The following is a 25,151-nucleotide window of genomic DNA, read 5'->3' on the forward strand; positions in this document are numbered from 1 at the left end:
GGCGGACGCGCCGGCCCGAGGCCGCCGCGTCCGCCGGGGTGATGCGCCTCAGCCGGCGCTTTCGCCATCCTTCGCCGGCGCCTGCGCGGGCGCCGCCGCCGGCACCTGCCAGCCGCAGGTCTTGCCCTCGTTCTGTTGCTTGAGCCAGTCCTGCAGCGGCGCGAAGTATTCCAGCACCGCGGAGGCGTCCATCTGCTCGCCGCCGGTGAGTTCCTTCATGGTCTGCTGCCAGGGCTGGCTGTTGCCCTTGGACAGCATCGCCCAGAACTTCTCGCCGGCGACCTTGTTGCCGGCGAAGGTGCATTCGTACAGCGGGCCCTGGTAGCCGGCGGCGTCGCACAGCGCCTTGTAGAACTGGAACTGCAGCACGTGCGAGAGGAAGTAGCGCGTGTACGGCGTGTTGCCCGGCACGTGGTACTTCGCGCCCGGGTCGAAGAACTCCTCGCCGCGCACCGCCACCGGCGCCACGCCCTGGTACCTCGCCTTCAGCTCCCACCAGGCCTTGTTGTAGTTCTCCGGCGTGATCGAGCCGTCGAACACGCCCCAGCGCCAGCGGTCGATCATCAGCCCGAACGGCAGGAACGACACCTTCGCCAGCGCCATGCGCATCTGCGAGTTGATCAGCGCCTCGTGGCTGGGCTGCTGCGCGCCGACCAGGCCGATCGACTGCAGGTACTTGGGCGTCATCGCCAGCACGATGGTGTCGCCGATCGCCTCGTGGAAGCCGTCGTGCGCGCCGGTCTGGAACAGCGGCGGCAGCTTGTTGTAGGCGAGGTAGTAATAGACGTGGCCGAGCTCGTGGTAGATCGTGGTGAAGTCTTCCTCGTTGGGCTTGATGCACATCTTGGTGCGCACGTCGCCGTCCATGTTCATGTCCCAGGCGCTGGCGTGGCAGACCACGTCGCGGTCGCGCGGCTTGATGAACTGGGTCTTGAGCCAGTAGCTGTCGGGCAGCTTCGGCATGCCGAGCGAGGTGTAGAACTCTTCGGCCTGTCGGGTCATCGCCTTGGCGTCCTCGAGCTGCGCGTCGCGCGCGACCTCGACCCGGCGGTCGGTGTCGATCAGCGCGTTTTCCTTCGACAGGCGCGCGTTGAGGTCGGACTGGTAGCGACGCTCCAGCGCCGCGGTGACGTTGAGGTCGCCGCCGGCCTGCTGGTCGCTGTACGGCGCGAGGATGTCCCAGAGGTTGCCCCAGTCCTGCTGCCACATGTTGCCCATCAGGTGCGCGGGCAGCAGGCCGTCGACCGAGCCCTTGCCCGGATACTGCGCTTCAAGCTTCGTGCGCGCGTAGCAGTGCAGCTGTTCGTACAGCGGCTTGACCTGGCCCCAGAGGCGGTCGGTTTCCGCCGACAGTTCCGCCGGCGACATGTCGTAGCCGGCGCGCCACATCTCGCCGGCGTCGGCGTAGCCCAGTTCCTTCGCGCCCTCGTTCACCAGCTCGACGAAGCGCCGGTAGTCCTGGCGCATCGGCTGGGCGATGGTGTGCCAGCCCTGCCAGGCGTCGAGCTGGTCGTTGTAGTCGCGGTCGCTGCGCAGCACGTCCTCGAGCTCGCCGAGCTGGCGGCAGCTCTTGGCGTCGCCGGCGGTCTTGCAGTACGAGCCGGCGCCGTACATGCCTTCCATCTTGGTCGCGATGCGGGTCAGTTCGGCCAGCTTGGCCGGATCCTTCGGCGCGGGCATCGCGGTGCCGAGCTTGAGCAGGGTGATCGCGCGCGCGGTCTCGGGCGACATCTGCTGGCCTTCGAACTTCTTCGACTGCTCGATCCAGTCGTTGAGCGAGGACAGGAATTTCTCGTTGGCCTTCGCGGCCAGCAGCTGGCTGTCGTCGGTGATGTAGGTGTTGGACAGCCACTGCGCGGCGGTGAGCTCGGGGTACATCGCCTTGAGCTCGGCGTTGACGCGGGCGACGAACGCGTCGGCGGTCTCGTCCTTCGGGATCGTGGTGCCGGCGGTGGTGCCCGGCGCGGTACCGTCCGGCGCCGGCGTGGGTTCGCGCTTGCAGGCGGACAGGGCGAGGCTCGCGCCGACGGCGAGGACGAGCAGGGCGTGGCGATGGGTCACGGGCGGTTCCTGGTGATGCGCGGAATGCGGTGGGCGCAGGCTAGATCGCGGCCGGGGGCTCTGCAAGTGCGGTCGGTCGGGCAGGCACTCTGCCGGGTGCAAAATGCACTCGTGGAAAATACCTGCCGCCATGTCCACCCTTGTCATCTCGACCGAAGGGAGAGATCTCTGCACTCCGGACACGAGATTTCTCCCTCCGGTCGAAATGACAGGAAACAAGGCAACCGGCGGTAAGGGGAGCAATGTGCGGCGTCATGCCCGGCCGGGCAGCCGCAGGTCACGCCGCGCGTCGACGAAGCCGCGTTCGCGCAGCCATTCCCACGCCGCGTCCGCGTCGCGCTCGAAATAGGCGCGCGCGCTGCCGAGGCGGAAGGTGTAGCCCCAGGCGTCCATGTCGGCGAGCACGCGGTTACGGCCGACGCCGGGCAGGGCGTCGCCGAGCAGGGCCTGCAGCAGGCAGACCGCGTCCTCTTCCTCGACCGAATCGGTGGCGTCGGTGTGCACGGCCTGTCGCCTGTCGTCGGGCAGGACGATCAGGTGGCAGGCCTCGTGCAGGAGCGAATGCACCGGCGTGTCGCCGCGCGCGTGGACCCGCGTGCCGACGATGCCGGCCTCGGGCTCGCCCCAGTAGCTGCCGGGGATCGGCGTGCCGTCTTCGACGCGATGCAGCTGCAGGCCGTACGAGGCCAGCAGCGTGGCGGCATCGTCGAAGGCGATGTCGCGCAGGAGCAGTACGTTGCCGGAAGGGGGCGTGTCTTGCCGGATCATGGCGGGAGCCTGGAGTCTGACTTGCGTCGGCGGGTGGCCCCCACCCCAACCCTCCCCCGCAGGCGGGGGAGGGAGCAGGATCATGCGGTGGCGGGACGCCCTTCGGGCAGGGCGACCGAGATGTCGAGCACGTCGTGCTCGCCGTCCTTGACCAGGTCGACCTTGACCGCGTCGACGTCGACGCTGACGTACTTGCGGATCACTTCCAGCAGTTCGCGCTGCAGCAGCGGCAGATAGTCGGGTGCGCCGCGGCTGGTGCGCTCCTGCGCGACGATGATGCGCAGGCGCTCCTTCGCGATCGACGCGGTGTTCTTCTTGGTCTTCAGGAAATCGAACAGTCCCATGCCTCAGCTCCCGAAAAGCTTGCTGAAGAAGCCTTTCTTTTCGGCCTGGGTGAAGCGCATCGGCCGCTCTTCGCCGAGCAGCCGGGCGACGGCGTCGTCGTAGGCCTGGCCGGCGGCGGATTCGCCCGCCAGGATCACCGGCTCGCCCTTGTTCGAGGCGTCGAGCACGTCGTTGGATTCCGGGATCACGCCCAGGGTCTTGATGCCGAGGACCTCCTCGACGTCGGTGATCGAGAGCATCTCGCCCTTCTCGACGCGGTCGGGGTTGTAGCGGGTCAGCAGCAGGTGTTCCTGCACGCGCTCGCCGGCCTCGGCCTTGCGCGTCTTCGACGCCAGCAGGCCGAGGATGCGGTCGGAGTCGCGCACCGACGACACTTCGGGATTCACCACCACCACCGCGCGGTCGGCGAAGTACATCGCCAGGAACGCGCCCTTCTCGATGCCCGCGGGCGAATCGCAGACGATGTAGTCGAAGCCGTCGTCGGACAGGTCCTTGAGCACCTTCTCCACGCCTTCGCGGGTCAGCGCGTCCTTGTCGCGGGTCTGCGACGCGGCCAGCACGTACAGGTTCTCGAAGCGCTTGTCCTTGATCAGCGCCTGCCGGAGCGAGGCCTCGCCCTGGACGACGTTGACGAAGTCGTACACCACCCGGCGCTCGCAGCCCATGATCAGGTCGAGGTTGCGCAGGCCGACGTCGAAGTCGATCACGGCGACCTTCTTGCCGCGGCGCGCGAGTCCGTTGGCGAGGCTGGCGCTGCTGGTCGTCTTGCCGACGCCGCCCTTGCCCGAGGTGACTACGATGATTTCTGCCAAAACACGTCTCCTGTGTGTGTCGCCGTCAATCGAGTGCGGCGATCTTGAGTTCTTCGTGGTCGAGCCAGACCTGCACCGGCTTGCCGTGCAGCTCCTTCGGGATATCTTCCAGCACTTTGTAGTGGCCGGCCACGGCGACCAGTTCGGCGTGGAAGGCGCGGCAGAAGATGCGCGCCTTCTCGTTGCCCTGGGCGCCGGCCAGCGCGCGGCCGCGCAGCGGACCGTAGATGTGGATCGAGCCGTCGGCGATGACCTCGGCGCCGGCGCCGACGGCCGAGAGCACGGTCAGGTCGCGGTTCTCGGCGTAGACCTGCTGGCCGGAGCGGACGGGCGCGGTCTGGATCGTGCCCGGTTCGCCGCCAGCCGGCGGCGCCTTCGCCGCGGCCGGCGGTGGCGGCGCCTCGGATGCGCGCGGGGCGGGGGCGGCCGGAGCCGCATCGCCCGCGACCGGCTCGTACTGGGCGCGGAACTTCGACAGCAGCGGCAGCCCCAGTTCGACCGCCAGCTTCTCGTTGTCGCTGCTGCCGTAGGCCAGCGCCACCGGCAGCACGCCGGCCGCGCACAGAGCCTCGATCAGCGCCCGGGCGGTGGCGGCGTCGGGCATGGCGGCGAGGCCGCCGAAGTCGACGATCACCGCGGCGCGGGCGAACAGCTTCGGCGCGCGGGCGACGCGGTCGCGCATCTCGGCGCCCAGCCGCGCGACGTCCAGCGTGCGCACGCGCAGGTTGGCCACGCCGACCTGGCCGATCTTCAGTTCGCCGGCCTGTTCGAAATCCATGGCCGCGTTCATGCGCCGGCCGGTTCCGCGGCGGCGGAACGGGGCAGGGCCCCGCGCGGACGCGACAGCCAGGGTTCGCCGGGCAGGGCGTCGCCGTAGGTGTCGCGCACCCATTCGTAGCTGCACAGGTTCTTGGCCATCATCGAGGCGCGGATGCCGCTCTCGGGCATCACGTGCTGGCCGATCTCGTGGAAGCCGAAGCTGCCGTGGAACAGGCGCACCGGGTCGGCGTCGTGCTCGAGGAACACCTCGCAGGTCAGCTGCGGGTAGCGCAGTTCGGCATGGCTCTGGGCGTCGGCGTAGAAGGCGCGGCCCACGCCGCCGCCGCGGCGGCGGCTGGCGATCACGATGCGGTCGATGTAGAAGAACCGGTCGCAATGTTCGCGGAACCAGTGGAAGTTGCTGCTGTCGTGGTCGGCCTCGGAACCGAAGCCGACCAGGAAGCCGGCCAGGGTGCCGTCGCGCTCGGCGATGCGGAAGTACTCGGCGGTGTCGAAGAACTTGCGGAAACGGGCCGCGTCCAGCGGCAGGATCGTGGGGCCAGCGGCGTTGTTGAGGGCGAGGATGGAATCCAGCTCGTGCTCGCGCACGTCGCGGATGACGATCGACATTCCTGACTCCAGAAGACTGCGGGCGACTCCCGGTGCCGCCATTTCGTCGAAAAACGCGAAAAGCGCACCTCGAAGGTCGGCGCGGCACCGGTGCGGATTATCGCACGGCCTCCGCCGGCGGGCGACCGCGAGGCGGGCGCGGGCGCATGACTTCCGAGGGGCTCGCGGCGCCCCGGAATGCGCCTAACATGGCGGCATGCTCTCGCGCCTCGACCATGCCCGCCTGCTGCGCTATGCCGGCCTGTTCACCTGGGCGGTGATGGTGCTGCCGCTGTGGCTGATCTCCGGGCCGGTGGACGACGGCGATCCATCCAAGGTGGGCGCCGGCTGGCACGCCTGGGTGGCGTGGGCCGTGTTCGGATTCAGCTTCGCCTGGCTGAGCCGCACCCTCGACGCGCGCCGGGTCAGCCTGCTCGACTACGTGCTGCTGGCGCTGATGATCGGCAGCGCCGTGGCCCTGAGCTACTACAGCAACAGCGGCCTGGGCGTGTTGCTGCTGATGGTGGCGGCCTGCGTGCTGCCGTGGCTGCTGCCGCTGCCGCTGAGCATCGCCGCGCTGGTGGTCAGCGTGCTGGTGGTGGTGCCGGTGTACATGCGCGCGCTGGAATTCTCGCTGGTCGAGGCGGTGATGCAGTCGCTGCTGTACGCCGGCTTCACCTGCTTCGTGTTCGCCACCGGCTACGTCGCCCGCCAGCAGGTGCTGGCCCGCGACGAGCAACGGCGGCTGAACGCGGAACTGCGCGCCACCCGCGCGCTGCTGGCCGAAAGCGTGCGCGTGAACGAGCGCACCCGCATCTCGCGCGAGCTGCACGACCTGCTCGGCCACCACCTGACCGCGCTGAGCCTGAACCTGGAGGTCGCCAACCACCTCGTCAGCGGCCAGGCGCAGGAGCACGTGACCCAGGCCCACACCCTGGCCAAGCTGCTGCTCAGCGACGTGCGCGAGGCGGTCAGCCGCCTGCGCGACGACGACGCCATCGACATGCGCGCCACCCTGCTGCCGCTGGCCGACAACGTGCCGGGCCTGCGCATCGACATGGACATGCCGCTGGCCTTCCTGCTCGACGATCCCGAGCGCGCCCACGTCCTGCTGCGCTGCACCCAGGAAATCATCACCAACGCCGTGCGTCACGCCGAGGCCAGCCTGCTGCGCCTGCGCTACCGGCTCGACGGCGACGCGGTGCTGCTCGAGGCCCGCGACGACGGCCGCGGCGCCGACGGCGCCACCGCCGGCAACGGCCTGCTCGGCATGCGCGAGCGGCTGGCGGCCCACGGCGGCGCGCTGCAGGTCGAGACCTCGCCGGGCAACGGCTTCACGGTCCGCCTGCGGCTGCCGGTGGAGGGCGGGGTGGTCGCCCACGGCCCGGAGCCGGCCCCCGCAGCGTCCCCGTCCCCGCCATCGTCCCCGGCCCCGGCCGGAATGTCCCGGAATCACCCGCTGGAGGTCCCATGATCCGTGTCTGCCTGGTCGACGACCAGACCCTGGTGAGGCAGGGCATCCGCTCGCTGCTGGCGCTGGACGGCGGTATCGAGGTGATCGCCGAGGCCGGCGACGGCAAGCAGGCGGTCGAACTGATCCCCGAAGTGAAGCCCGACGTGGTGCTGATGGACATGCGCATGCCGGCCATGTCCGGGCTGGAGGCGCTGCAGGCGCTGTCGCGCGCGGGCCAGCTGCCGCCGACCATCATCCTGACCACCTTCGACGACGACCAGCTGGTGCTGGCCGGGATGAAGGCCGGCGCCAAGGGCTACCTGCTCAAGGACGTGTCGCTGGAGCAACTGGTGGGCGCGATCCGCACCGTCGCCGACGGCGGCTCGCTGGTGCAGCCGGCGGTGACCCAGCGCCTGCTCTCGGGCCTGGAGCACATGCGCAACGACTTCGTCAGCCTTGACCGACCCGACCCGCTGACCGACCGCGAGACCGAGATCCTGCGGCTGATGGCCGGCGGCTTCTCCAACAAGGAGATCGCCAATTCGCTGGGCGTGGCCGAGGGCACGATCAAGAACCACGTGTCGAACATCCTCTCCAAGCTGGGCGTGCGCGACCGGACCCGGGCGGTGCTGAAGGCCTTCGAGCTGCAACTCGTCTGACGTGCCCCCACCCCAACCCTCCCCCGCAAGCGGGGGAGGGGGCCAAAAGCGGATGCTGCTCCCACTCCCTCTCTCGCTTGCGGGGGAGGGTTGGGGTGGGGGCAACAGCGCCCCGCCGCGCCGTGACTCGCCCCGCCCCGGCCAATCTTGCTACGATTGGCCCCTTGCCCTGCCGTGGCGGGATATTGGTCCTGGAGAACCCTGAATGACCCGTTTGCTCGAGATCCTGATTTCAATGGCGATCGTCGCCGTGCTGTTCGTGCTCGTGGCGCTGTTCCTGCCGTCGAGCCGCACGATCACCGAGAAGATCGAGACCAACCGCCGACAGGCCATCGTGTTCGACACCCTCAACAGCGTGCAGCGGTTCAAGGACTGGAACCCGCTGGTCCTGCGCGACCCCGGTGCGCAGCTGCAGCGGTCCGGCCCCGACGCGGGCGTCGGTGCGCGCCTCGACTACGAGTCGAAGGAGCGGGCGCTGGGCAAGGGTGCCTGGGAGATCGTCGAGAGCGACGCGGACAACCGCGTGGTCTACACGCTCGACAACCCCGACCGCGGCGACAACAAGCGCATGGAGTTCACGCTCAAGCCGACCGGCCGCGGCGGCCGCAACATCGAGATCACGCAGAAGTACACCGTCGACTACGGCTGGAACCTGCTGGGCCGCTACGCCGGCCTGTACGTCCGCGGCCACGTCGGCGAGGACATGAAGCTGGGCCTGGCGAAGCTGGCCGGCATGCTGGCGGCGGTGCCGAACGTCGACTACCGCGCCGATGGCGTGCGCCTGACCGACCTGGGCGTGGTCGATCGCCCGGCCGAGAACCTGCTGGTGGTGTCCGCCGGTGCGGTCGAGCGCAACAACGAGAAGATCAAGGCCTCGATGAAGTCCAACAGCGAGTGGATCAAGCGCACCATGGACGCCAACAACCTGGTGGCCGCCGGTCCGCTGCGCATCGTGTCCACGGAACTGGGCCGCGAGAACTACACCTTCGACGTGGTGCAGCCGGTCCGCAGGAAGGGTCCGGGCGCCGCGTCCACGCCTGCCGCCGGCGACGAGGCCGAGGGCGAGGAAGCCGCGCCGCCGGTCGCCGAGGCCCCGGCCGTGGACGAGGGCGAGCTGGAGGTCAAGATCCCCGACGGCGCGCCGGTCGAATACGTCCGTGCCGAGGCCGGCAAGGCCGCCCGCGGCCAGTACGTCGGCTACATGGCCGAGCTCGAGAACGTGCGCAACGCCGTCCGCGCCTGGGCGATGACCAACGGCTACGAGGTCACCGACCGTCCGTTCGAGATCTACAAGAACGGCATCGACGAGGCGTTCACCGAGAACGGCGAGTTCGACGTGTTCTGGAAGCTGAAGCAGTAAGCGCCAGGGCGACAATGCCGATGTTCGTGTCGCGCGCCGCATCCCCGGGATGCGGCGCGCTGCGTTTGGGGCGCCGCGCATGACGCAGGCCGCCATTCCCGCCGCATTGCGGGGACTGCGCGCCGCCGGGGCCGTGCTCGCCGCTGCCGCCGTCGCCCTGTCCGCCTACGCCGCGCATGGCGCCGAAGGCGGGGCGCGCACCGGCCTGCAGACCGCAGCGCTGTTCGCCTTCGGGCATGGCCTGGCGCTCGTGGCGCTGCCGCGTGCCGGCCAGTCGCGCACGATGCTGGCCGCGCTGGCGATGCTGCTGGCGGGCACGCTGCTGTTCTCGGGCGCGCTGGTGTCGAAATACCTGTTCGACGGCCCGTCCGCCACCGCGCCGTTCGGCGGCAGCGTGCTGATCCTGGGCTGGCTGCTCTGTGCGGTGTCCGTGCTGAAGGATTGAGCGGGGCGCGCGGCGTTCCGGCCACATTCCAGGCAACAAGGTCCCGATCGCTGGCGGCCCCGACGAAGCTTCAGCCCGCCGCGCCGTCCGCGTATCGCCAGTGCCAGGGTTCGTACACGATGCCGTGCGGGTTGTCGCGCGGGTAGCTCATCGCGAAGCCGTGTTCGCCCGCGTGTTCGGCCAGCCATGCGAATGCGTCGCTGCGCTCGAACGATTCTTCCGCCGGCGGCTCGCCCGGCGCGCCGATGTCCAGCGCGCATCCCGAATGGTGTTCGCTGAAGCCGGGCGCGGCGTTGACGGCGAGGATGTCGTCCACTTGCAGCCCGCGCGCGATCTTCCGCTCGAAGATGCCCAGCTGGTAGTCGTGGCTGCGGTAACCGGAGATCGCCTCGAGCACGAGGCCATCGCGCGCCGCGGTCTCGCGCATGCGCTGCCAGGCGCGCGCGGCCCCGGCCAGCAGCCACAGCGGCCGGCGATAGCGGTCGAAGCCGGCCAGCGCCAGCGCGGCGGGTTCGGCGACCACCTCCAGCCCGGTGCGCGCGGCGTAGGCGTCGGCCTCGATGCCGAGCGCGTCCAGTCGTTCTTCCAGCCGGTGCAGCGGCAGCGTCGCGGAATCGGCTGCCCACGTGCTTTCCGTGTCCGCATCGAGCAGGTCGAGCGCGTCGTCCACGCCCGGCTCGCGCGGGAACCGCGGCACCAGCGGCATCAGGCCCTCGCGCAGCGCCGCGGCGAGGTAGCGCCCGTCGCACTTGCGTCGCAGCACGCGTTCGGCGCGCGCGAGGATGCGCGCGTCGCCGTTGCCGCGTGCGCGCAGCAGCCAGGCTGGCCACAGTTCGATGTCGGGCGTGTTGAGCAGGGTGCGCGGGCGGGGAGGCATCCGCGCAGCTTATCGGCGGGCTTGCGACGCCGCCAGTTCGCGCAGGTGCCCGAGCAGGTCGCGCGGCTTCTCCGGACTGAGCAGCAGGACCTTGCCGTCGCGCTGCGGCAGCACCAGCACGCGGTCGCTGGCGGTCAGCAGGCAGAACGCGCGCTGGCGGTTGCGCAGCAGGTAGTGGCCGGCCCGGAAGCCGGGCACGCCGAAGCGGTTGAGGCCCAGCATCGGCCTGAAGCCGGTGTGTTCGCCGAGGTCGACGATGCGGGCGTGGTCGAGGTCGAGCGCCTCGGCGCGCACGCGGCGGGTGTAGAACGACGCCGCGACCACGAGTTCCTCGCCCTCGACGGCGATGCGCCGTCGGCGCAGCGCCAGCAGCGGCGCCACCAGCAGCAGGGCGACGAAGAACGGCGCGAGCAGCCACGCCGGCGCCGGCAGCGGCTCGCTGCGCGGCAGCAGCAGGCCGCCGACCAGCACCATCGCCGCGATCGCCGCCAGGAACAGCCACGCCTGCCGCGGCAACGGCGCCAGCGCGAACGTACGCGTGCCGGCGTTCACGGCATCGCCCCGGTCGGCGCCATGCAGCGGAAGCGGAGTCCCGCGAGCCTGCCGGGACAGGGCGTCTGGACGGCTCGGTGGGCGGTCCGCATGTCAGTGCGCCTTCTTGAAGACCAGGGTCGGCGACGAGACCGTCGGGGTGGCATGCACGATGTTAACCAGCTCCCAACCCTGCTTGCCGTGCTTGTCGAGTTCATCCTTGAGGGCGTCCAGCTTGAATCCGCCCATCAGGCCGGTTTTCACTTCGACGACCAGGTAGGTCCAGCGTGTGCTCATCGGTATTCCCCCTCTCGTGGTTTCGTGTCTGCTGCGGCGAGCGCCTGTCGCGCGTCGATCCGGGGAAGGCTCACGTCGCGTCTCCCTCGTCCGCCGCGGGCGGCTCGTCCTTCGGCAGTCGCCCGGCCTTGCGCAATGCGTCGCGCAGGACGTATTCGATCTGGGCGTTGAGGCTGCGCAACTCGTCGTCGGCCCATTTCTGCGCCGCGGTCAGCACGTCGGCATTGATGCGCAGCGGATAGCCCTTTTTTTCGGCCATGGCGTCAGCGCTCCCGCTTGCCGCGGCGCAGGTGCAGGACCACCGAGGCCAGCAGCGCGTTGACCGCGACGACCATGGCCACGGCGATCGCCATCGTGCGTCCCTCGTCGCCACCGGCCCAGTGCAGCCCGGCCGCGCCGAGGAACATGGCCAGCGCGATCCAGGCCCAGCGCAGCGCGAGGCCGCGCGCCTGCGCGCCGCCGGCGGCGTACGCGTAGCGCACCGCGGCGAGCAGCGCGGGTACGCCGCCCACGGCGATCAGCAAGGGCGCGAAGGCCTGCATCGTCGGCTCAGTACAGCGTGCCGGCGTTGACGATCGGCTGCGTGCTGCGGTCGCCGCACAGCACCACCAGCAGGTTGCTGACCATCGCCGCGCGGCGCTCCTCGTCGAGCTGCACCGTGCCGCTCTTTTCCAGTTCGGCCAGCGCCATCTCGACCATGCCCACTGCGCCGGCGACGATCCGCGTGCGCGCGGCGATGATCGCGTTGGCCTGCTGCCGCTGCAGCATCGCGTGCGCGATCTCGGGCGCGTAGGCGAGGTGGCTGATGCGGGCGTCGACGACGTCCACGCCGGCGGCGGTCAGGCGCTCGTCGAGTTGCTCCTTCAGCCGGTCGGAGATTTCCACCGGATGGCTGCGCAGCGAGATCTGGCCTTCCTCGTGCTGGTCGTAGGGGTAGCTGGTCGCCATCGCGCGCAGCGCCGCCTCGGACTGGATGTGCACGAAGCTCTCGTAGTCGTCGACGTTGAACACCGCCTCGGCCGAATCGACCACCCGCCAGACGATCACCGCGGCGATCTCGATCGGCGAACCGTCGAGTTCGTTGACCTTGAGCTTGCCGCTCTCGAAGTTGCGCACGCGCAGCGACACCTTCTTCTTGCCGTAGAAGGGGTTGTTCCAGCGCAGGCCGCTTTCCTTCACCGTGCCGACGTACTTGCCGAACAGACTGATGACCGCGGCCTGGTTGGGCTCGACCATGTACGCGCCGAGCATCAGGAACACGGAGACGACCATCAGCGCGATGCCGGCGATCCAGCCGGGCGCACCATCCTGGACCGAACTGAGGATCAGCCAGCCGCCCAGCAGGGTGGTGGCCAGCAGCACGAGCAGCATCGGGATGCCGGGCAGCGAGCGGATCGGATTCTCTTTCATGGCCTGTCTCCTCGTCCCCCATCGGACAAAGAAAAGATATCAATTTGATATCAAATTGCAAGACCGTTCGTCGGCGAGCCCACGCGGGAGTCCAGTCGACGGCATTGGTGATCCGTCCCGCCGGAACGCCGGTCATCCCCGCGCCGGCGGGGATCCAGTGTCTTGGCCTTGGGCGACGGATGCGCCGGGAGGTTCGGCCGCGAATTGATTCTGCGAACAACGCTGGATCCCCGCCTGCGCGGGGACGACGGGGTTGTGCGCCGGACGGCAATGCACCCCGCGGGAATGACGCGCGGGCGTTTGCGCGGCACGATGTCGCACGACACCGAACCACCGGAGCAAGGCATGAACGGAACCAGCGGCTTCGCCGTGTTCTTCTACCCGCAGGCGCTCGAAGTGCTGGGCGAGGCGATCAAGCCCTACCTGCAGGAGGGGCCGGCCGGGCCGCACGTCGCCTGCAACGAGGTCGACACGGCCGGCGGCTTCGTCGAACTGACCCTGTTCGGCAGGACCGCGGAGGGACAGGACATCACCCTGGAGCTGATGGTCCCGTCGAGCATGGTGCTGATGATCGTGTCGAGCCAGCAGGCCGGCAGCTTCGGCTTCCGGCCGCACCTGCCGGAAGCGCCCGGGGAAACGGCACAGTCGCCGGCGACGGACGCACAGGGCGGATCCTGAGCCGCGCCAGGTGCGTGGCCGGGCTTCGGAGGCGCCGACGGCCGACGGGTAGGCGTGTGTCGCCGGTTGGCCCCCACCCCAGCCCTCCCCCGCAGGCGGGGGAGGGGGCAGAAGCGCTTGTCGCTCCCTCCCCCGCCTGCGGGGGAGGGCTGGGGTGGGGGTGAGTGGCGTGCCCTACGGCGCCAGGTCGACCCAGACCAGGTGATGGTCGCTCGCCGCCGTGAGCTCGGCGTCGGGGTCGCCCGGCTTCGGCCAGAACACGCCGGAACCGCGCAGGCTGAAGCCGACCGACGGCAGCGCGTAGTCCAGCCGCAGGTTGCCGACCCTCGGGCCGAAGCGGCCGGTGTCGTGCGCGTGTGAGCCGCGGTGCGCGGCGTTCTCGCCGCCGTCGGCCGCGGCCGCGAGCACGGCGCCCTCGCTGCGCGGCGTGGCGTGGCGCAGCACGCGCGGGTGTTCGAGCAGTTCGATGATGGCGGCGTGCTCGCCGGCGCCGTCGACGGGATCGTTGTTGAGGTCGCCGAGGATCACGAAGCGTTCGCCCTCGGCCAGTCCGCCGCAGGCGCCGGCGTCATCGCACAGCCACGGCTTGTCGTCGGGCGAGAGATACTCGCGCCACAGCCGGATCTCGTCGTGGTTGCGCAGGCCGTTGCGGTTCTCCGGGCCGTCGAAGGTCGGCGGCGTGGGATGCGAGGCGAGCACGTGCACGGTGCCCAGCGGCGTGTCCACCGGCACGTCCCAGTGCGACTTCGAGGACAGGCGCAACTGTCGCCAGACCTCGTCGGAGTGGAACGGCTGGCCGGTGGCGGGGTCGACGGGCCGGCGCGCACCCGGCATCGCGCTCCATTTCAGCAACTGGAAGGTGCGCGCATGCGCAGCGTCGATCGGATGCTTCGACAGCAGCAGCATGCCGTACTGCCCCGGGTGCAGGCCGTAGCCCCAGGCGTCGTTGCCGCGCTCGCGGCCGGCGCCGCCGATGCTGCCGCTGTTGTCGAGGTCGAGGCCGCTCTGCACGCCGGTGTTGACCGGCGCGAGGTAGCGGTACGGGTAGTGCAGGGCGTCGCCGCCGCCGGGCTGCGGCCGTTCGAGGTAGTCGCGCTGGAACAGGTCGGCGGCGCGGCCGTCGGCGTCATGGTCGAACTCGTTGAGCAGCACGATGTCGGGCCGGACCTTCTGCAGCACCGCGGCGATGCGCCGCGCCTGCGCGTTGCCCAGTTCGAGCCGGCGGACCAGCCCGCCGCTGTCCTCGTCGTACAGCGAGACGTTGTAGGTGGCGACGCGGAGCGGGGCGGTTTCGGGCATGGGCGATGGCGTGTCGGGACGGTCGTGGACGTTGACGCGCACGCAGCCCGCCGCCAGCGCGCAGGCGAGCAGGGCCAGGCAGGCGGCCGGCCGGCGCAGGCGCGTCATGCGGATTCGATCGCGTCGAACGGGCGCCAGCGGCGGCCGTCGAAGCCTTCGAGCGGGCGGAAGTTGCGCTTGTAGTCCATCTTGTCGTGTCCGGCGATCCAGTAGCCAAGATACAGGTGGCGGCGACGCTCGCGCGTGGCCCACTCGATCTGCTTCAGGATCGCCAGCGTACCGAGTCCGCGTGACGCTTCGTCGGGATCGTAGAAGGTGTACACGGCCGACATCGCCAGCGCATCGATGTCGGTCACGGCGACCGCGAGCAGGCGGCCGGCCTCGCGCAGTTCGAGGAAGCGCGTGTTGGCCCAGCTGCCGACGAGGAACTGGTCGAACTCGTGCGCGCCGTGGTCGTCCATGCCGCCGGCCGGATGGCGCGACTTGAGGTAGCGGCGATACAGCGCGAGGCGTTCGTCGTCGCGGCCGGCGGGCAGCACGCGCGCCTCGATCACTGCGTTGCGCGCGAGGTTGCGGCGCTGGCTGCGGTTGGGCGCGAACGCTTCGATCGGGATGCGCACCGCGACGCAGGCGCGGCAGTGCTGGCAGTGCGGGCGGTAGACGATGTCGCCGGAGCGGCGGAAGCCCCACTGCAGCGCCTGCGGGTAGAACGCGGGCAGGCGCTCGTCGCGCGGGTCGAACACGAGGTCGCGCGCGGTGCGCTCGGGCCAGTAGCCGCAGACGTGCTCGCCGGTGTGGAACAGCCGCAGGTTGTCGTTGTTGCCCATGTCGTTTCGACCGCCAGACCCTGTGTCGCGCTGCGCCGCCAGCATACTGCGCCCGGTCGCGCCGGGTGCGATCCGCATGTCCGCAGGCTGAACCCGGCCGCGCGCATGTCAACCCGGCGCGCGGGCGGCGCGTTGACCCCATCACGGCGGCACTGGAGCCGCATGGCGAGGACACACATGAACCACAAGACCCTGTTCATCGCGCTCGCGCTGGCCCTGGCCACCGCGGCCACGGCGATGGCCGCCGAGCCCTCCGCGACGTCGCAGCGCGCGTCGAAAGCCACGCTCGACGCCAACGGCGACGGCGTGATTGATCGCGCCGAGGCGGCGAAGTTCCCGCGGCTGGCGGAGAAGTTCGACACGCTCGACAAGAACGGCGACGGCAAGCTGGACGCCAGCGAACGCCCGCAGCGCAAGCACGGCCGGCACGGGCGCCGCGGCGACCATGGTGCGCGCGGCTTCGGCGGCCATGGCGGCATCGAACGCCTCGACAAGGACGGCGACGGCCGCATCAGCCGCGCCGAACTCGAGGCCGGCAAGGCCGGGCGCGGCGACCGTCCGAATCCGCTGGTCGAGCACTTCGCCGCGATCGACGCCAACAAGGACGGCCATCTCGTCCGCAGCGAGGTCAACGCCTGGCACGAGAAGCAGCGCCCGCTGCGCGAGGCCGAGATGCGCAAGCGTTTCGACGAGAAGTTCGCCGAGGCCGACCTCAACAAGGACGGCAAGCTCAGCCGCGTCGAGGTGGACGAGAAGATGCCGCGGCTGGCCAAGCGCTTCGCCTGGCTGGATGAGAACCGTGACGGCTTCCTGAGCCGTGCGGAGCTGCAGCCGCCCAAGCGCTGATCGCGCAACGTCGGTGGAACGAAGGCCCGCGTCGCAGGACGCGGGCCTTTTTCATGCCGTACCCGTTCGTCATCCCGGCGAAAGCCGGGATCCATTTGGCTCTTGTCGTCGCTGTTGGACGGCAGGTGCCAAAGGCAAGGTCAAAATGGATCCCGGCTTTCGCCGGGATGACGTTGGGGAGTGCCGGGATGACTGCAGGAAGGAAGACGACGGAAAGGGTGCGCCGTCAGGCGAAATGCAGGTGCGCGATGACCAGCGAGCCGATGACGATGATGTTGCTCATCAGCACGCCGCTGCGGCCCCAGGTGAGCCGGTAGGCCAGCAGCCGCTGCCTCGCGCCGGCCGGATCGCTTCGCGCGTCGCGCGCCATCAGCGGGTCCACCAGCCGCGGCAGCATCACCAGCAGCTGCCAGTTCATCAGCAGCAGGGCGATGGCGATGGCGACGAAGGTGTGCACTTCACTGCGGAAGACGAAGTGGGTGGCGATGATCACCGCGATCATCGCCAGCGACAGGCCCATGTAGCGATGGATGAAGCGGTTGAGCGCGCCGCGCTCGGCGTCGTCACCGGCGTAGTCGAGCAGGGTGCTGCGCGCGAACCAGGCCGCGACCAGCCCGCCGAGCAGGCCGCCCGAGGCGGCGCCGGCGAAGCCCAGCGCGAAACGCGCGAACAGGCTGCCGGCAATCGACTTGGTGGCGATGCCCAGGCCCGCGGCGGCGGCCGGCTTGGTGATCCCCAGCGCCGCGGTGACGCCGACCGCGAACGCCGCCGACGGCGCGCTGGAGCGCGCGAATTCGCTGAAGCGCGCCAGCAGGTCCTCGCGCACGCTCTGGCGCGCGCGCGACAGGCGCTTGCGCACGGCGGCGTCGGACAGGCCGAGCAGCATCGCCACCTGCTTCGAGCTCTGGCCCTCGCGGTAGTACAGCAGCAGGGCTTCGCGGCTCTCCTCCGGCAGTTCCGAGATCAGGTCGGCGGCGACGGCGTCGCGCTCGGCGTCGAGCGCCTGCTGCATCGGGCAGCCTTCGGGATCGGCGGCGTACTGGATCGCGAGTTCCGCCGCCTCGCCGCCGAGCGGCCGGTTGCGGCCGCCACGCAGGTGGTCGTGGGCGAGGTTGCGGGTGATCTGGCGCAGCCAGGGCAGGAAGCTCGAGGGATTCTTCAGCCGTGGCAGGTGGTGCCAGGCCGAGAGGAAGGCCTCCTGCGCGATGTCCTCGCTGGCGGGCACGTCGCGGGTGATGGCCAGCGCGACCGCGGTGACGGTGTTCTGGCTGGCGATCACGATGCGGCCGTAGGCGTCGCGGTCGCCGCGCACGGCGGCGGGGAGTTCGCGCTTGATCAGCAGGTCGATGGCTTCGTTGGACATCGCGGCTCGGGCGAAGGGGCTTCGGGACGGGACGCGGCGCGGCGGCCGGATGTGACCGCTGCAACCATATCCGTTCAGGGTGCGCGCAACACCTGCCATTGGTCCCCGTCGCGGCGGACTTCGAGCCGTTTCGCGACGGGATCGCCGGCATTCCGGGCCACCTCGAGCTCGACGGTGCCCGACCCGGAGCCGTCGGTGCGGTAGCCGGACACCGCCACGCGCAGCCGCTCGCCTTCGGCGGGGCAGGCAGAGGCCGCCAGCGGATCGAGGCCGGCGGCGCGGGCGGCGGCCAGGGCGGCGTCGGTCGGATCGGCGCCGTCGATCGACAGGCACAGCGTCGGCGCCGGCGCCTGCGCGTGTTCGCGCGCGGCCAGGGTCACGGCCAGCGCGGGCGGGGTCGGGATCAGGTGGGCGGTTTCGGCGCTGGTCGCGATCTGCTGCAGCGAGGGATCGATCGGCGCCGGTGCCGATGCGGGCGGCGGCCGTTCGGGCAGGTCCCAGCCGGGATTGCGGAACTGGTTGAGCCACAGCGCCAGCGCCACCGCGGCGACGATGATCAGGCCCAGGCCCATCCGCGCGCGCCGCACCGGCGACGCGGCCCGGGCCGCATGGCCGGTGGTCGGCAGGAAGCCGGTGGGCGCCGCCGGCGAGGCTTCCAGCAGCCCGGCGTCGCGCAGCAATTGCCGGGCGCGCGGCTGGTCGTCGGCGCGGATCACCCAGACGGCCGCGCGCTCACCGGCTTCGGCCTGCTCGCGATAGCTGAAGTTGCCGCGGATCGAACTGCGGAAGCTGCGGCCGTTCTCCACGCGCACCTCGATGCCTTGGTCGGCCAGCAGCTTCGCGACGGCTTCGGCGTTCTCGATGCGGGCGCTGCTGAAGACCAGGCGCATGATCGGTCAGTCCTTCGCCGGAACCGGGCCGGCCGCGCGCGCATCGGCGACGACGCGGATCAGGCCTTCCTGCGTGGTGCTGGCCACCAGCCGCCCGTCGCGGCTGAAGACCTGCCCGCGCGCGAGCCCGCGCGAACCCTGCGCGCTGGGGCTGTCGATCGCGTACAGCAGCCACTCGTCGGCGCGGAAGGGGCGATGGAACCACAGCGCGTGGTCGAGCGAGGCCATCTGCACGTTCGGCTGGTAGTAGCTGATGCCGTGCGGGAAGGTGGTGGTGCCGAGCAGGTGGAAGTCCGAGGCGTAGGCGAGCAGTGCGCGGTGCAGCTCCGGCCCGTCGCCGACGCGTTCGCCGAGCCGGAACCAGACGTGGTTGAACGGCGGCTGCTTCGCGGGCTTGAGGTCGTCGCGCGGATGCACATGGCGGAACTCGAACGGCCCGCCGCGGTTGAGCCAGCGCTGGACCTTGGTCGGCAGCGTCGCCAGCACGTCGGCGGGGATCGGCTCGGCCGGCGGGATGTCGTCGGGATCGGGCACCTGCGGCATCGGCGGCTGGTGCTCGGCGCCGCCCTCGGCCTCCTGGAACGAGGCCGCGCAGAAGAAGATCACCTTGCCGTGCTGGATCGCGGTCACCCGGCGCACCGAGAACGTGCCGCCGTCGCGGGTGCGGTCGACGTCGTAGACGATCGGGTGCTCGACGTCGCCGGCGCGCAGGAAATAGGCGTGCAGCGAATGCGCGGCGCGCGGCTCGGGCATCGTCGCCTGCGCCGCCGACAGCGCCTGTCCCAGCACCTGCCCGCCGAACACGTACTTGGTGCCGATGTCGCGGCTCTGGCCGCGGAACAGGTTGTCCTCGAGCCGCTCCAGCGACAGCAGTTCGATCAGTTCGGAGACGGGCGAGGTCATGGGCTGGCGCAGGTCGGCATGCCGCGATTATACGGACCCGGCATGCGGATCCCGCGAGCCGGATCCTGTAGGAGCGCCTTCAGGCGCGATGCTTTTTCGTGCCCGGTGCGGGAATGTCGCGAAAAAGCATCGCGCCTGAAGGCGCATCCTACGGGATGCGGTGCAGGCCGCAGGCGGCGAGGACGCGCGGCCACGGGAACAGCGGGCCGGGGTCGCGCTTGCGCGCCACCTGCACGGACGGGTCGTCGCCGGCCGGTACGCGTTCGGTGTCGAGGTCTTCGTGTCCGGCGATGTGGCGCAGCGATGGCAGCTCGCGCCGCAGCGTCGCCAGCAGCCCGAGCAGGGCGTCGACCTGCGCATCGGGATAGGGCTCGTCCATCGCCTGGTGGTCGGCGTCGAGCCAGCGCGGCCAGCGCCCGGTGTTCACCAGCTCGATGCCGACCGAGCGCGGGTTGTGGCCGCGCACGTGGTGGGCGACGCGCGTCGCGGGCACGTATTCGACCACGCTGCCGTCGCGGTCGAGGTACCAGTGGCCGCTGTTGCCGGTGCCCGACGACGGGTAGAGCACGCGCTCGCCGTACGCGCGCGCGGTGGCGAGGTCGGGCAGCTCGGTGCAGTGGATCACCACCAGGTCGATCGCCCCGGGCGGCCGCGTTTCCAGCCGCGCGACATAGGGCAGGTGGTCGACGCGGATCGCGGTGTCGTCGGGCGGTGGCGGCATGCGGCGATGCTAGCATTGCGCGATGGAACTGCCGCCGCCTGGAACCGCGATGCACGCACTGATGACGCGTTTTCCGCGCGCCGGCGAAGTGCGCTGGATCGGCCTGCGTCCGGCGCGCGACGTGCCGATGCGGGAGGTCGGGGTCGTCGAGGCGCAGGCCGGCGGCGGGCTCGCCGGCGACCGCTACCAGGGCGGCAGCGGCAAGCGCGGCATCACCCTTATCCAGGCCGAGCACCTGCCGGTGATCGCGGCCCTGAGCGGACACGCCGCGATCGCGCCCGCGACCCTGCGCCGCAACCTCGTCGTGTCCGGCATCGCGCTGGCCGCGCTCAGGGGCAACCGCTTCCGCATCGGCGACGTGCTGCTGGAAGGCACCGACGCCTGCGATCCGTGTTCGCGCATGGAGGACGCGCTCGGCCCCGGCGGCTACAACGCCATGCGCGGCATGGGCGGCCTGTGCGCGCGCATCCTCGAAGGCGGCGCATTGCGCGTCGGCGACGCGGTCGAGTGGGTGGGCACGTGAGCCTGCGCGGGCACTGCATCCTGTCGCACGGTTTCGAGAGCGGGCCGGATGCGACCAAGGTGACGGCGCTGGCGGAAGTCGCCGGGCGCGCCGGCTGGAGCCACGAGCGACCCGACTACACCGACCTCGACGCGAAACGCGAAATCAGCGAACTCGGCGACGTGTTCGCGCGCGTGGAGCGCCTGCAGGCGCTGGCTCGCGCCGCCGCGGCGCGCGGTCCGCTGGTGCTCGCCGGCTCCAGCCTCGGCGCCTGGATTTCCGGGCAGGTGTCGCTCAGCGTGCCGGTGCGCGGACTGTTCCTGATGGCGCCACCGACCCGCATGGGCGACGCACCGCCGCTGCAGGCGGCCGACGTGCCGGTGTCGATCGTCCACGGCTGGCACGACGAGCTGATCCCGGCGACGGCCGTCGTCGACTGGGCCGCTGCGCGCAATGCCACGCTGCTGCTGGTCGACGACGCGCATCGGTTGTCCGATCACGTCGGCGCCTCGGCGGACGCGTTCGCGGCCCTGCTCGCGCGCCTGTAGCCGATGAAATTCTTCGCCAGCTGCGCCAAGGGCCTGGAATACCTGCTGGCCGATGAACTGCTCGCGCTCGGCTGCGCGCGGGCAACCGCGACCACGGCGGGCGTCAACGTCGAGGGCGAACTGGTCGACGCGCAGCGCGCGGTGCTGTGGTCGCGCCTGGCCAGCCGCGTGCTCTGGCCGCTCGCGGACTACGACTGCCCGGACGAGGAGGCGCTGTATCGCGGCGCGCGCGAAGTGGCGTGGCAGGATCACCTCGACGCGACGATGACGCTGGCGGTCGACGCGCACGTGTCCGGCAGCGCGATCACGCACGCGCGCTACGCCGCGCAGCGGATCAAGGACGCGGTGGTCGATGCGCTGCGCGAAGCCTCGGGTGCGCGCCCGGACGTGGATGTCGAATCGCCCGACCTGCGCCTGAACCTCGTCGTGCGCAAGGGCAGGGCGCTGCTGTCGGTCGACCTCGGCGGCGGCCCCCTGCACCGGCGCGGCTGGCGGCGGTCGCAGGGCGATGCGCCGCTCAAGGAAAACCTCGCGGCCGCCGTGCTGCTGCGTGGCGGCTGGCCGAAGCTGTACGCCGAAGGCGGCGCGCTACTCGACCCGATGTGCGGCAGCGGCACCCTGGTGATCGAAGGCGCGCTGATGGCGGCCGACGTCGCGCCGGGGCTGCTGCGGCATGGCGATGTCTTGCCGAGCCGCTGGCGCGGATTCGACGCCGATGCCTGGCGCGCGCTGCTCGACGACGCTGCCGCGCGCGAGCGCGCCGGGCGCGCCGTGCTGCGGCCGGTGTTCGATGGCAGCGATCTTGATCCGCAGGCGATCCATGCCGCGCGCGAGAATGCGACGGCGGCCGGGCTGCGCGATGCGATTCGCTGGGAAGTACGGCCGGTCGAACAACTTGCCGAGCACTTTCTTTCCCGTCATTCCCGCTTTCGCGGGAATGGCGGGGTTGAAGTTCCGGTCGCCGACGGAAACATCGGTTCGGCGGCGCAATCCGTCGAGGCCGGAACCTCCCGCGGCCTCGTCGCCTGCAACCCGCCCTATGACGCCCGCCTCGCCGCCGATCCCGCGCTGTACCGCACGCTCGGCGACGCACTCAAGCGCGCGGTGCCGGACTGGTGCGCGAGCCTGCTGTGCGGCGATCGCGAACTCGCCTTCGCTACCGGCCTGCGCGCGAGGAAGAACTACCAGTTGTTCAACGGCGCGCTCGAATGCACCCTGATCGTCTGCGACCCGATCCGCCCGGCCATGCGCGAGGACGCCGCGCCGCGCGACCTGTCCGAAGGCGCGCGCATGGTCGCCAACCGCCTGCGCAAGACGCTGAAGGCCTCGAAGTCCTGGCGCGAACGCGGGGACGTCGACTGCTTCCGCGCCTACGACGCCGACATTCCCGAATACGCCGCCGCGATCGACGTCTACACCGACGCCGGCTCGCGCGAGCGCTGGCTGCACGTGCAGGAGTATGCCGCGCCGGCGGAGATTCCGGAGGCCGTCACCCGCAGGCGCTTCGGCGAACTGCTCGCCGGCGCCGCCGAGGCGCTGGACGTGCCGCGCGAGCGCATCGCGGTGAAGACCCGGGCGAAAGGGAAGGGTGGCAGCAAGTATGGTCACTTCGCCCATCGCGGCGAGTTCATGAGCGTGCGCGAGGGCGCGGCCAGGCTGCGCGTGAACCTGTTCGACTATCTCGACACAGGCCTGTTCCTCGACCATCGCCCGCTGCGCCTGAGCATCGCCGAAGAGGCGCGCGGCGGGCGCTTCCTCAACCTGTTCTGCTACACCGGCGCGGCGACCGTGCAGGCGGCCGTCGGCGGCGCCGCGCAGACCACCAGCGTCGACCTGTCGGCGACCTATCTCGAATGGCTGGCCGACAACCTGCGCGAGAACGCCATCGGCGGCACCCGCCACCGCATCGCACAGGCCGACGCGATGGCGTGGCTGCGCGGCGACCGCGGCGAGTACGACCTCGTCTTCTGCGACCCGCCCACCTTCTCCAATTCCGCGCGCGCCGACGACTTCGACGTGCAGCGCTCGCACGTGGAACTGCTGCGGCTGGCGGTCGCGCGGCTGGCGCCGGACGGCGTGCTGTACTTCTCGAACAACTTCCGCCGGTTCCGGCTCGACGCCGACGCGCTGGCCGCGTTCGCGTCGGTGGAAGACATCAGCGCGGAGACGATCCCGCCGGATTTCGCGCGCAATCCACGCATCCATCGCACCTGGCGGCTGCGGCGCAGGGACGGGTGACGCGATCGGATCGGGAGAGGGGGCATTCGCCGGCGCCGATCCGGCGTTTTGTCCCGGGCGAGGGCGCCACGATCCCGCCGTCATCCCCGCGAAGGCGGGGATCCATTGGCTTTCGCAAAGACGCTGGATCCCCGCTTTCGCGGGGATGACGACAGGAAGGAGTCTGGGAAAATAGAACAAACTTCATTGAAGGAAAACTATTGTTCTATTTTTAACGGTTATTCCCGACCCAATCGGGCGCATATTGACGGCCAGTCCACAGAGGGCACCACCATGAGCGCCACCGATCCCATCCGCTACGCCCGCATCGCCCGCAAGGTCCGCGGCACGCCCGCGTCCGATGGTGCCGGGGTCAGGCTGACCCGCGTCATCGGCGGCGGCGAGCTGCCGGATCTCGATCCGTTCCTGCTGCTCGACGAGTTCGGCACCGACAAGCCCGAGGATTACCTCGCCGGCTTCCCCAGCCATCCGCACCGCGGCTTCGAGACCGTGACCTACATGCTCGATGGCCGCATGCGCCACAAGGACAACCACGGCAACGAGGGTCTGCTGGTCCCCGGCAGCGTGCAGTGGATGACCGCCGGCCGAGGCCTGGTGCATTCGGAGATGCCCGAGCAGGAGGAAGGCCGCATGCGCGGCTTCCAGCTGTGGGTGAACCTGCCGGCGAAGGACAAGATGACCGACCCGCGCTACCAGGAATTCCCGCCGGAGCAACTGCCGGTGGTGACGCCGGCCGACGGCGTGACGGTGAAGCTGATCGCCGGCGAGGTCGATGGCGTGCGCGGTCCGATCGCGCAGCCGGCGACCGATCCGCTGTACCTCGACATCGAACTCGCGCCCGGCGCCGAATGGCTGTACCCGCTGCCCGACGGCCACAGCGCGTTCGCGTATGCGTTCGAGGGTTCGCTCGCGCTCGGCGACGGCGACGACGCGCGCCCGCTCGCGGCGCAGGAGATGGCCGTGCTCGGCGGCGGCGATGTGCTGAAGCTGCATGCGGGCGACGACGGCGCGCGGCTGATCGTGGTCGCCGGCCGCCCGCTGCGCGAGCCGGTCGCGCGCTACGGTCCGTTCGTGATGAACACGAAGCAGGAGATCATGCAGGCCTTCGTCGATTTCCAGGAAGGCCGGTTCTGAACCACATCGCGCAAGGAGTACGGAAATGAAACTCGCATTGTTCGGCGCGACCGGCAGCATCGGTTCGCGGATCCTCGACGAGGCGCTCGCGCGCGGCCACGACGTGGTCGCGATCGCACGCGATCCCGCGCGGCTGCCTGCGCGCGAGGGCTTCGCGGCCGTCGCGGGCGACATCACCGCGCCGGCGACGTATCGACCTGCGATCGAGGGCATCGATGCCGTCGTCGTCAGCGTGTCGCCGCGCGGCGGCACCACCGGTGCGCAACTCGTCGCGCTGGCCAGGGACCTGCAGGACTTGCCCGCGGATGCGGCGAAGCGCCTGTTCTGGGTCGGCGGCGCCGGCAGCCTCGAAGTCGCGCCGGGCGTGCGCGCCGTCGACACGCCCGACTTCCCGGCCGAATACCGCGCCGAGGCGCTGGCGCTGGCCGAGGTCCTGGACACGCTGCGCGGTTCGGACGCGGGGCCGGACTGGACCTTCGTCAGCCCGTCGTTCGTGATCGCGCCGGGCGAGCGCACGGGCCGTTACCGGCTCGGCGGCGATGCGCCCCTGTTTGATGCGGATGGCAACAGCCGCATCAGCAATGAGGATTTCGCCGTGGCGCTGCTGGACCGGATCGAGAAGGACGACGCGCGGCGCCGGCGGATCACGGTCGGATACTGATCGGCGACGCGTTGTGGACGTCACGAAAAAGCCGGGCATTGCCCGGCTTTTTCTGGTGCCTTTCCCAGGCAAAGGAATAGCTTGGAAAAAGGCCTGTCACTTCGACCGCAGGGAGAAGTCTTCCTTCACTCCCGCGCGGAAACGGGATTTCTCCC

Annotated in this window: 29 protein-coding genes; 11 read left to right on the forward strand and 18 right to left on the reverse strand. The window is 70.5% G+C overall.

The features are described from left to right. Window positions 1-48: 48 nt before the first annotated feature. From FQY83_RS08230 to FQY83_RS08255, 6 genes are all read right to left on the reverse strand, one after another. Window positions 49-2,061, reverse strand: a complete 2,013-nt coding sequence (locus tag FQY83_RS08230) for a M2 family metallopeptidase (protein ID WP_238333447.1) — start codon at window positions 2,059-2,061, stop codon at window positions 49-51. Between the two features lie 252 nt (window positions 2,062-2,313). Continuing rightward, a complete protein-coding gene (locus tag FQY83_RS08235; protein ID WP_146386960.1) occupies window positions 2,314-2,829 on the reverse strand; it encodes a hypothetical protein in 516 nt (171 codons plus the stop codon). Between the two features lie 80 nt (window positions 2,830-2,909). After that, window positions 2,910-3,173 carry a cell division topological specificity factor MinE gene (gene minE / locus FQY83_RS08240; protein WP_146386962.1) on the reverse strand — a complete coding sequence of 88 codons (264 nt, stop codon included), beginning with the start codon at window positions 3,171-3,173 and terminating at the stop codon, window positions 2,910-2,912. Between the two features lie 3 nt (window positions 3,174-3,176). Next, the gene (minD, locus tag FQY83_RS08245) at window positions 3,177-3,986 is read right to left on the reverse strand and encodes a septum site-determining protein MinD (RefSeq protein ID WP_146386964.1); all 810 of its coding nucleotides are present in this window, start codon (window positions 3,984-3,986) and stop codon (window positions 3,177-3,179) included. A 25-nt stretch (window positions 3,987-4,011) separates the two neighbouring features. Further along, window positions 4,012-4,776, reverse strand: a complete 765-nt coding sequence (minC, locus tag FQY83_RS08250; RefSeq protein ID WP_146386966.1) for a septum site-determining protein MinC — start codon at window positions 4,774-4,776, stop codon at window positions 4,012-4,014. Next, the gene (locus FQY83_RS08255) at window positions 4,773-5,375 is read right to left on the reverse strand and encodes a GNAT family N-acetyltransferase (RefSeq protein ID WP_146386968.1); all 603 of its coding nucleotides are present in this window, start codon (window positions 5,373-5,375) and stop codon (window positions 4,773-4,775) included. The genes minC and FQY83_RS08255 overlap by 4 nt, the downstream gene beginning before the upstream one ends. Window positions 5,376-5,571: 196 nt before the next feature. Here FQY83_RS08255 and FQY83_RS08260 point away from each other — a divergent pair, with 196 nt between their 5' ends. The 4 genes from FQY83_RS08260 (at window position 5,572) to FQY83_RS08275 (ending at window position 9,271) form a co-directional block, all read left to right on the forward strand. Then, window positions 5,572-6,828 (forward strand): sensor histidine kinase, encoded by a 1,257-nt coding sequence (locus FQY83_RS08260; RefSeq protein WP_146386970.1) that lies wholly within the window; start codon window positions 5,572-5,574, stop codon window positions 6,826-6,828. Beyond that, complete coding sequence (locus FQY83_RS08265) at window positions 6,825-7,466, forward strand: response regulator (RefSeq protein ID WP_146386972.1); 642 nt, start codon at window positions 6,825-6,827, stop codon at window positions 7,464-7,466. The genes FQY83_RS08260 and FQY83_RS08265 overlap by 4 nt, the downstream gene beginning before the upstream one ends. Window positions 7,467-7,671: 205 nt before the next feature. Then, window positions 7,672-8,826 carry a polyketide cyclase gene (locus FQY83_RS08270; protein WP_146386974.1) on the forward strand — a complete coding sequence of 385 codons (1,155 nt, stop codon included), beginning with the start codon at window positions 7,672-7,674 and terminating at the stop codon, window positions 8,824-8,826. A gap of 79 nt (window positions 8,827-8,905) precedes the next feature. Next, complete coding sequence (locus FQY83_RS08275; protein WP_146386975.1) at window positions 8,906-9,271, forward strand: DUF423 domain-containing protein; 366 nt, start codon at window positions 8,906-8,908, stop codon at window positions 9,269-9,271. 70 nt (window positions 9,272-9,341) lie between these two features. On the opposite strand, the gene FQY83_RS08280 is transcribed toward FQY83_RS08275, so the two are convergent. The 6 genes from FQY83_RS08280 to FQY83_RS08305 form a co-directional block, all read right to left on the reverse strand. Continuing rightward, the gene (locus tag FQY83_RS08280) at window positions 9,342-10,148 is read right to left on the reverse strand and encodes a M15 family metallopeptidase (RefSeq protein ID WP_146386978.1); all 807 of its coding nucleotides are present in this window, start codon (window positions 10,146-10,148) and stop codon (window positions 9,342-9,344) included. Window positions 10,149-10,157: 9 nt separating this feature from the next. Beyond that, window positions 10,158-10,700: a hypothetical protein gene (locus tag FQY83_RS08285; protein WP_146386980.1), complete on the reverse strand. Its 543-nt coding sequence runs from the start codon at window positions 10,698-10,700 to the stop codon at window positions 10,158-10,160. Between the two features lie 93 nt (window positions 10,701-10,793). Continuing rightward, the gene (locus tag FQY83_RS08290) at window positions 10,794-10,976 is read right to left on the reverse strand and encodes a DUF4177 domain-containing protein (RefSeq protein WP_146386982.1); all 183 of its coding nucleotides are present in this window, start codon (window positions 10,974-10,976) and stop codon (window positions 10,794-10,796) included. Window positions 10,977-11,046: 70 nt separating this feature from the next. Further along, window positions 11,047-11,235, reverse strand: coding sequence for a type II toxin-antitoxin system antitoxin (locus FQY83_RS08295; protein WP_146386984.1), 189 nt, complete (start codon window positions 11,233-11,235; stop codon window positions 11,047-11,049). Window positions 11,236-11,239: 4 nt separating this feature from the next. Further along, window positions 11,240-11,518 (reverse strand): hypothetical protein, encoded by a 279-nt coding sequence (locus FQY83_RS08300; protein WP_146386986.1) that lies wholly within the window; start codon window positions 11,516-11,518, stop codon window positions 11,240-11,242. Between the two features lie 7 nt (window positions 11,519-11,525). Then, on the reverse strand, window positions 11,526-12,386 hold the full coding sequence (locus FQY83_RS08305) for an SPFH domain-containing protein (RefSeq protein WP_146386988.1): 861 nt from the start codon (window positions 12,384-12,386) through the stop codon (window positions 11,526-11,528). Between the two features lie 345 nt (window positions 12,387-12,731). Here FQY83_RS08305 and FQY83_RS08310 point away from each other — a divergent pair, with 345 nt between their 5' ends. Further along, complete coding sequence (locus FQY83_RS08310; protein ID WP_146386990.1) at window positions 12,732-13,064, forward strand: hypothetical protein; 333 nt, start codon at window positions 12,732-12,734, stop codon at window positions 13,062-13,064. Between the two features lie 174 nt (window positions 13,065-13,238). Here the strand turns inward: FQY83_RS08310 and FQY83_RS08315 are convergent, their stop codons facing one another. Together FQY83_RS08315 and FQY83_RS08320 are read right to left on the reverse strand one after the other, a co-directional pair. Beyond that, window positions 13,239-14,471 (reverse strand): endonuclease/exonuclease/phosphatase family protein, encoded by a 1,233-nt coding sequence (locus FQY83_RS08315; RefSeq protein ID WP_146386992.1) that lies wholly within the window; start codon window positions 14,469-14,471, stop codon window positions 13,239-13,241. After that, window positions 14,468-15,268, reverse strand: a complete 801-nt coding sequence (locus FQY83_RS08320) for an arginyltransferase (RefSeq protein ID WP_425478615.1) — start codon at window positions 15,266-15,268, stop codon at window positions 14,468-14,470. Before FQY83_RS08320 ends, FQY83_RS08315 begins: the two co-directional genes overlap by 4 nt. A 99-nt stretch (window positions 15,269-15,367) precedes the next feature. On the opposite strand from FQY83_RS08320, the gene FQY83_RS08325 reads away from it, so the two are divergent. Beyond that, window positions 15,368-16,036, forward strand: coding sequence for an EF-hand domain-containing protein (locus FQY83_RS08325; RefSeq protein ID WP_202878172.1), 669 nt, complete (start codon window positions 15,368-15,370; stop codon window positions 16,034-16,036). A gap of 226 nt (window positions 16,037-16,262) precedes the next feature. Here the strand turns inward: FQY83_RS08325 and FQY83_RS08330 are convergent, their stop codons facing one another. The 4 genes from FQY83_RS08330 to FQY83_RS08345 all read right to left on the reverse strand — a co-directional run bounded on the left by FQY83_RS08330 (window position 16,263) and on the right by FQY83_RS08345 (window position 19,913). Beyond that, complete coding sequence (locus FQY83_RS08330; protein ID WP_146386996.1) at window positions 16,263-17,399, reverse strand: RNA polymerase sigma factor; 1,137 nt, start codon at window positions 17,397-17,399, stop codon at window positions 16,263-16,265. A 74-nt stretch (window positions 17,400-17,473) separates the two neighbouring features. Continuing rightward, window positions 17,474-18,289, reverse strand: a complete 816-nt coding sequence (locus FQY83_RS08335; protein WP_146386997.1) for a putative signal transducing protein — start codon at window positions 18,287-18,289, stop codon at window positions 17,474-17,476. A 6-nt stretch (window positions 18,290-18,295) separates the two neighbouring features. Continuing rightward, window positions 18,296-19,192: an acyl-CoA thioesterase II gene (gene tesB / locus FQY83_RS08340; protein ID WP_146386999.1), complete on the reverse strand. Its 897-nt coding sequence runs from the start codon at window positions 19,190-19,192 to the stop codon at window positions 18,296-18,298. A 148-nt stretch (window positions 19,193-19,340) separates the two neighbouring features. Next, window positions 19,341-19,913 carry an N-acetylmuramoyl-L-alanine amidase gene (locus FQY83_RS08345; protein WP_146387001.1) on the reverse strand — a complete coding sequence of 191 codons (573 nt, stop codon included), beginning with the start codon at window positions 19,911-19,913 and terminating at the stop codon, window positions 19,341-19,343. A gap of 49 nt (window positions 19,914-19,962) precedes the next feature. Here FQY83_RS08345 and FQY83_RS08350 point away from each other — a divergent pair, with 49 nt between their 5' ends. The 5 genes from FQY83_RS08350 to FQY83_RS08375 all read left to right on the forward strand — a co-directional run bounded on the left by FQY83_RS08350 (window position 19,963) and on the right by FQY83_RS08375 (window position 24,996). Beyond that, window positions 19,963-20,436 (forward strand): MOSC domain-containing protein, encoded by a 474-nt coding sequence (locus FQY83_RS08350; protein ID WP_425478624.1) that lies wholly within the window; start codon window positions 19,963-19,965, stop codon window positions 20,434-20,436. 2 nt (window positions 20,437-20,438) lie between these two features. After that, window positions 20,439-20,963 carry a hypothetical protein gene (locus FQY83_RS08355; protein ID WP_146387273.1) on the forward strand — a complete coding sequence of 175 codons (525 nt, stop codon included), beginning with the start codon at window positions 20,439-20,441 and terminating at the stop codon, window positions 20,961-20,963. A gap of 3 nt (window positions 20,964-20,966) precedes the next feature. Continuing rightward, entirely contained in the window at window positions 20,967-23,201 is a 2,235-nt protein-coding gene (rlmKL, locus tag FQY83_RS08360; protein ID WP_146387004.1) for a bifunctional 23S rRNA (guanine(2069)-N(7))-methyltransferase RlmK/23S rRNA (guanine(2445)-N(2))-methyltransferase RlmL, read from the forward strand. 273 nt (window positions 23,202-23,474) lie between these two features. Next, a complete protein-coding gene (locus FQY83_RS08370) occupies window positions 23,475-24,335 on the forward strand; it encodes a pirin family protein (protein ID WP_146387008.1) in 861 nt (286 codons plus the stop codon). 25 nt (window positions 24,336-24,360) lie between these two features. Beyond that, window positions 24,361-24,996, forward strand: a complete 636-nt coding sequence (locus FQY83_RS08375) for an NAD(P)-dependent oxidoreductase (RefSeq protein ID WP_146387010.1) — start codon at window positions 24,361-24,363, stop codon at window positions 24,994-24,996. Window positions 24,997-25,151: the final 155 nt, after the last annotated feature.

The organism is Luteimonas marina (genome assembly GCF_007859325.1).
GTDB classification, from domain to species: Bacteria; Pseudomonadota; Gammaproteobacteria; order Xanthomonadales; family Xanthomonadaceae; genus Luteimonas; species Luteimonas marina.

Bases quoted from the DNA above. Each gene is read 5' to 3' on its own strand.
- FQY83_RS08235 (WP_146386960.1), bottom strand. From the start codon at position 2,829: ATGATCCGGCAAGACACGCCCCCTTCCGGCAACGTACTGCTCCTGCGC.
- minE (WP_146386962.1), bottom strand. From the start codon at position 3,173: ATGGGACTGTTCGATTTCCTGAAGACCAAGAAGAACACCGCGTCGATC.
- minC (WP_146386966.1), bottom strand. From the start codon at position 4,776: ATGAACGCGGCCATGGATTTCGAACAGGCCGGCGAACTGAAGATCGGC.
- FQY83_RS08255 (WP_146386968.1), bottom strand. From the start codon at position 5,375: ATGTCGATCGTCATCCGCGACGTGCGCGAGCACGAGCTGGATTCCATC.
- FQY83_RS08260 (WP_146386970.1), top strand. From the start codon at position 5,572: ATGCTCTCGCGCCTCGACCATGCCCGCCTGCTGCGCTATGCCGGCCTG.
- FQY83_RS08265 (WP_146386972.1), top strand. From the start codon at position 6,825: ATGATCCGTGTCTGCCTGGTCGACGACCAGACCCTGGTGAGGCAGGGC.
- FQY83_RS08270 (WP_146386974.1), top strand. From the start codon at position 7,672: ATGACCCGTTTGCTCGAGATCCTGATTTCAATGGCGATCGTCGCCGTG.
- FQY83_RS08275 (WP_146386975.1), top strand. From the start codon at position 8,906: ATGACGCAGGCCGCCATTCCCGCCGCATTGCGGGGACTGCGCGCCGCC.
- FQY83_RS08280 (WP_146386978.1), bottom strand. From the start codon at position 10,148: ATGCCTCCCCGCCCGCGCACCCTGCTCAACACGCCCGACATCGAACTG.
- FQY83_RS08290 (WP_146386982.1), bottom strand. From the start codon at position 10,976: ATGAGCACACGCTGGACCTACCTGGTCGTCGAAGTGAAAACCGGCCTG.
- FQY83_RS08295 (WP_146386984.1), bottom strand. From the start codon at position 11,235: ATGGCCGAAAAAAAGGGCTATCCGCTGCGCATCAATGCCGACGTGCTG.
- FQY83_RS08300 (WP_146386986.1), bottom strand. From the start codon at position 11,518: ATGCAGGCCTTCGCGCCCTTGCTGATCGCCGTGGGCGGCGTACCCGCG.
- FQY83_RS08305 (WP_146386988.1), bottom strand. From the start codon at position 12,386: ATGAAAGAGAATCCGATCCGCTCGCTGCCCGGCATCCCGATGCTGCTC.
- FQY83_RS08310 (WP_146386990.1), top strand. From the start codon at position 12,732: ATGAACGGAACCAGCGGCTTCGCCGTGTTCTTCTACCCGCAGGCGCTC.
- FQY83_RS08315 (WP_146386992.1), bottom strand. From the start codon at position 14,471: ATGACGCGCCTGCGCCGGCCGGCCGCCTGCCTGGCCCTGCTCGCCTGC.
- FQY83_RS08320 (WP_425478615.1), bottom strand. From the start codon at position 15,268: ATGCGGATCGCACCCGGCGCGACCGGGCGCAGTATGCTGGCGGCGCAG.
- FQY83_RS08325 (WP_202878172.1), top strand. From the start codon at position 15,368: ATGAACCACAAGACCCTGTTCATCGCGCTCGCGCTGGCCCTGGCCACC.
- FQY83_RS08330 (WP_146386996.1), bottom strand. From the start codon at position 17,399: ATGTCCAACGAAGCCATCGACCTGCTGATCAAGCGCGAACTCCCCGCC.
- FQY83_RS08335 (WP_146386997.1), bottom strand. From the start codon at position 18,289: ATGCGCCTGGTCTTCAGCAGCGCCCGCATCGAGAACGCCGAAGCCGTC.
- tesB (WP_146386999.1), bottom strand. From the start codon at position 19,192: ATGACCTCGCCCGTCTCCGAACTGATCGAACTGCTGTCGCTGGAGCGG.
- FQY83_RS08345 (WP_146387001.1), bottom strand. From the start codon at position 19,913: ATGCCGCCACCGCCCGACGACACCGCGATCCGCGTCGACCACCTGCCC.
- FQY83_RS08350 (WP_425478624.1), top strand. From the start codon at position 19,963: ATGCACGCACTGATGACGCGTTTTCCGCGCGCCGGCGAAGTGCGCTGG.
- rlmKL (WP_146387004.1), top strand. From the start codon at position 20,967: ATGAAATTCTTCGCCAGCTGCGCCAAGGGCCTGGAATACCTGCTGGCC.
- FQY83_RS08370 (WP_146387008.1), top strand. From the start codon at position 23,475: ATGAGCGCCACCGATCCCATCCGCTACGCCCGCATCGCCCGCAAGGTC.
- FQY83_RS08375 (WP_146387010.1), top strand. From the start codon at position 24,361: ATGAAACTCGCATTGTTCGGCGCGACCGGCAGCATCGGTTCGCGGATC.